Here is a 4,175-nt window from a genome sequence, read left to right as displayed (position 1 = left end):
GCAGGCCCGGACGGGCCGGCGGGGTGTCGCGCGCTCCGGCGCCCCTGTCTTCCGCCCTTCCCGTTCCCGCCCGGCCCAGGCCGGCCCCCCGTCCCGCCCCACCGGAGGTTCGTCCCATGACCGCGCCCGTGTTCGTCGTCGAGACCGCCCGGCTGGCCGCGGCCGGGCCCGGATCGGTGGTACGGCTGGACGGGCCGGAGGGCCGCCACGCGGCGGCGGTGAAGCGGCTGACGGCGGGGGAGGCGCTCACCCTGACGGACGGCCTCGGCCTGGGGCTGGACGGCGCCGTGGCGGCCGTGCTGGGCAAGGACGCGCTGGACGTCACGGTGACGGCGGTGCGCCGGGAGCCGGAGCCGGGCCCGCGGATCGTGGTGGTGCAGGCGCTGCCCAAGGGCGACCGCGGCGAGCTGGCGGTGGAGACCATGACCGAGGTCGGCGTCGACGTGGTGATCCCGTGGGCGGCCTCCCGCTGCATCACCCAGTGGAAGGGCGAGCGCGGCGCCAAGGCGCTCGCCAAGTGGCGGGCCACCGCCCGGGAGGCGGGCAAGCAGTCCCGCCGGCTGCGCTTCCCCGAGGTGACCGATCAGCTGACCACCCGTCAGCTGGTGCCGCTGCTGGAACGGGCCGCGCTCGCCGCCGTCCTGCACGAGGAGGGCGCCGAGCCGCTGGCCACCGCCGCGCTCCCGGCGGCCGGGGACATCGTGCTGGTGGTCGGTCCCGAGGGCGGGGTCTCCCCGGAGGAGCTGGCGGCGTTCGCGCAGGCCGGTGCCCGCCCGCACCGGCTCGGCGGCTCGGTGCTGCGGACCTCCACCGCGGGGGTGGCGGCCGGGGCGCTGCTGCTCGGCCGGACCGGCCGCTGGGGCTGAGTCCGCGGCCCGCCGGAGCGCGGGGTTCGCCCTCGAAGAAACCCTTGGCCGTCCCGCCGGGCCCTGCCTAGGGTGACTGCTGTGACCGAACCAGAGAGCACCTCCACGGGCGCCTACCTGCGCCACCCGCACCTGCACGGCGACCTCGTCACCTTCGTCGCCGACGACGACATCTGGCTGGCCCCGGTCGACGGCGGCCGGGCCTGGCGGCTGACTGCCGATCAGGTCCCGGTCAGCCGGCCCCGGTTCTCGCCCGACGGCCGGCTGGTCGCCTTCGCCTCCACCCGCGACGGCGCGCCGGAGATCCACGTAGCCCCGGTCGACGGCGGCCCGGCGCGCCGGCTCACCCACTGGGGCAGCCCGTTCACCGCGCTGCGCGGCTGGACCGCCGACGGCCGGCCGGTCGCGACCACCACCGCCGGGCAGGCCACCATCCGCCGGTCCTGGGCGTTCGCGCTGGAGCTGGACGGCGGCGAGCCCACCCGGCTGCCGTACGGGCCGATCGGCGGGCTCGCGTTCGAGCCCGGGGGCGAGCGGGCGCTGCTGCTCTCCGCGATCAGCCGCGAGCCGGGCTGGTGGAAGCGCTACCGCGGCGGCACCGCGGGGAAACTCTGGATCGGCGCGCAGGAGTTCGAGCGGCTGCACCAGGAGCTGGACGGCAACATCGAGTCCCCGATGTGGGTGGGGGAGCGGGTCGCCTTCCTCTCCGACCACGAGGGCAGCGGGCAGCTGTACTCCAGCCTGCCGGACGGCTCGGACCTGCGCCGGCACACCGACGGCCCGTTCTACGCCCGCAACGCGAGCACCGACGGCACCCGGGTGGTCTGGCACAGCGCCGGCGACCTGTGGCTGCTGGACGGTCTGGACGGCGCCCGGCCGCGCCGCCTGGACGTCCGTCCGGCCGGCCCGCGGACCGGCCGCCAGCCCCACCCGACCCCGGCCGCCGGGCAGTTGGAGACCGTCGCGCCGGACCGCACCGGCCGGGCCAGCGCCGTGGTGGTCCGCGGCAGCGTGCACTGGCTGACCCACCGTGAGGGGCCGGCCCGGGTGCTGGACCAGACCCCGGGGGCGCGGGCCCGGCTGGCCCGGGTGGTGCCGGGCACGGACGGCGGGCAGGGTGCGGTCTGGGTGACCGACGCCGGGGGCGAGGACGCCGTCGAGTACGCCCCGGACGTGCTGGGCGCCGAGCGGCGCCGGCTCGCCGCCGGGCAGCTCGGCCGGGTGCTCGACCTGGCGGTCTCGCCGGACGGCGGGCAGCTGGCGGTGGCCTCGCACGACGGCCGGCTGCTGCTCGTCCCGCTCGACGGCGGCGCCGTGCACGAGCTGCTGCGCAGCGCGGACGGCGAGGTCAGCGGCCTGGTGTTCAGTCCGGACTCGGGCTGGCTGGCGTGGTCCCAGCCGGTGCTGGGCCCGTGGGGGCTGCGCCAGATCATGCTGGCCGACCTGGCCACCCGTACGGTCTCCGAGGCCACCCCGCAGCGGTTCGCCGACTACTCGCCGGCCTTCACCGCGGACGGCCGGCACCTGGCCTTCCTGTCGGTGCGCAACTTCGACCCGGTGTACGACTCCCACGTGTTCGACCTGTCGTTCCCGACCGGCGCCCGGCCGTACCTGCTGACGCTGGCGGCCGACACGCCGTCACCGTTCGGACCGCAGCGGGCCGGGCGGCCGGCCGGTGGCGAGCCGGAGGAGGCGAAGGGCGGCAAGGACGCCAAGGACGGCGCCGCGGCGGCCAAGGAGGACGGCGAGCAGGCACCCCCGGTCACCCGGGTGGACCTGGACGGCCTCGGCGACCGGATCATCCCGTTCCCGGTGGCGGGCGGCCAGTTCGGCGGCCTGCACGCCACCAAGGAGGGCGTGCTGTGGACGCGGGTCCCGCTGCTGGGCGAGCTGGGCGACATCGCCGCCTCGCTGGAGGACGGCCACCCGCGCCCGGCCCTGGAGCGCTTCGACTTCACCCGGCGCAAGGCCGAGGAGCTGGTCTCCGAGGTGGACGGGTACGCCGTCAGCGGTGACGGCACCAGGCTCGTGGTGCTGGACGAGGGCCGCCTGCGGGTGCTGCCGGCGGAGTCCAAGGCCGGTGAGGACGACGACCTGGAGGTGGACCTCGCCCGGGTGCGGGTCACCGTCGACCCGGCCGCCGAGTGGCGGCAGATGTTCGACGAGAACGGCCGCCTGATGCGGGACAACTTCTGGCGGGCCGACATGAACGGCGTGGACTGGGCCGGGGTGCTGGAGCGCTACCGCCCGCTGCTCGACAAGGTCGGCACCCACGACGAGCTGGTCGACCTGCTCTGGGAGACGGTCGGCGAACTCGGCACCTCGCACGCCTACGTCCGGGCCCCCGGCCGGGGTACCGAGGAGGCCCGCCGGCAGGGGCTGCTCGGTGCCGACCTGGTCCGCGACGGCGACGTCTGGCGGATCGCCCGGATCCTGCCCGGCGAGTCCTCGGACCCGCGGGCCCGCTCGCCGCTGGCCGCGCCCGGCGCGGCCGTCCGCCCGGGTGACGCGATCCTCGCGGTCAACGGCCGCCCGGTCGACCCGGTGACCGGGCCGGCGCCGCTGCTCGCCGGGACCGCCGGCCAGCCGGTGGAGCTGACCGTCACCGGCAAGGACGGCACCGGCGAGCGCCACCCGGTGGTGGTGCCGCTGGCCGACGAGGAGGCGCTGCGCTACCACGACTGGGTGGCCGGCCGGCGGGCCGAGACCCGGGAGCTGTCCGGCGGCCGGCTCGGCTACCTGCACGTCCCGGACATGGCCAGCCCCGGCTGGGCCCAGCTCCACCGCGACCTGCGGGTGGAGATGGCCAAGCAGGGCGTGGTGGTCGACCTGCGGGAGAACCGCGGCGGCCACACCTCGCAGCTGATCATCGAGAAGCTCAACCGCCGGATCATCGGCTGGGCCCCGGCCCGGGACGTGGCCAACCCGACCTCGTACCCGGAGGACGCGCCGCGCGGCCCGGTGGTGGCGCTGGCCGACGAGTTCTCCGGCTCGGACGGCGACATCGTCAACGCGGCCATCCAGGCGCTCGGCATCGGCCCGGTGGTCGGCATGCGCACCTGGGGCGGTGTGATCGGCATCGACAGCAAGTACGCGCTGGTGGACGGCACCGGCGTGACCCAGCCCAAGTACGCCTTCTGGCTGGAGGGTTACGGCTGGGGTGTGGAGAACCACGGCGTCGACCCGGACGTCGAGGTGCCGATCGCCCCGCACCAGTGGGCGGCCGGGGTCGACCCGCAGCTCGCCGAAGGGGTGCGGATCGCCCTGGCGGCGCTGGCCGAGGCGCCGGCCAAGACGCCGCCGCCGCTG

Annotated in this window: 2 protein-coding genes; both read left to right on the top strand. The window is 76.7% G+C overall.

Annotation, left to right across the window (positions count from 1 at the left end; genetic code table 11):
• The first annotated feature begins 116 nt into the window (after positions 1–116).
• A complete protein-coding gene (locus AA75_RS16575) occupies positions 117–866 on the top strand; it encodes a 16S rRNA (uracil(1498)-N(3))-methyltransferase (RefSeq protein ID WP_033820816.1) in 750 nt (249 codons plus the stop codon).
• An 81-nt stretch (positions 867–947) separates the two neighbouring features.
• A partial coding sequence (locus AA75_RS16570; protein WP_033820815.1) for a S41 family peptidase occupies positions 948–4,175 on the top strand: 3,228 nt, incomplete at its 3' end.

Origin of the sequence: Kitasatospora sp. MBT63 (genome assembly GCF_000710465.2) — a bacterium.
Classification (GTDB): domain Bacteria; phylum Actinomycetota; class Actinomycetes; order Streptomycetales; family Streptomycetaceae; genus Kitasatospora.
The sequence above is the reverse complement of the archived record's forward strand: the minus strand, read 5'-3'. Positions and strand labels throughout refer to the sequence as shown.

Excerpts from the sequence above, each read along its gene's own strand:
- AA75_RS16575 (WP_033820816.1), top strand. The coding sequence starts at position 117 with ATGACCGCGCCCGTGTTCGTCGTCGAGACCGCCCGGCTGGCCGCGGCC.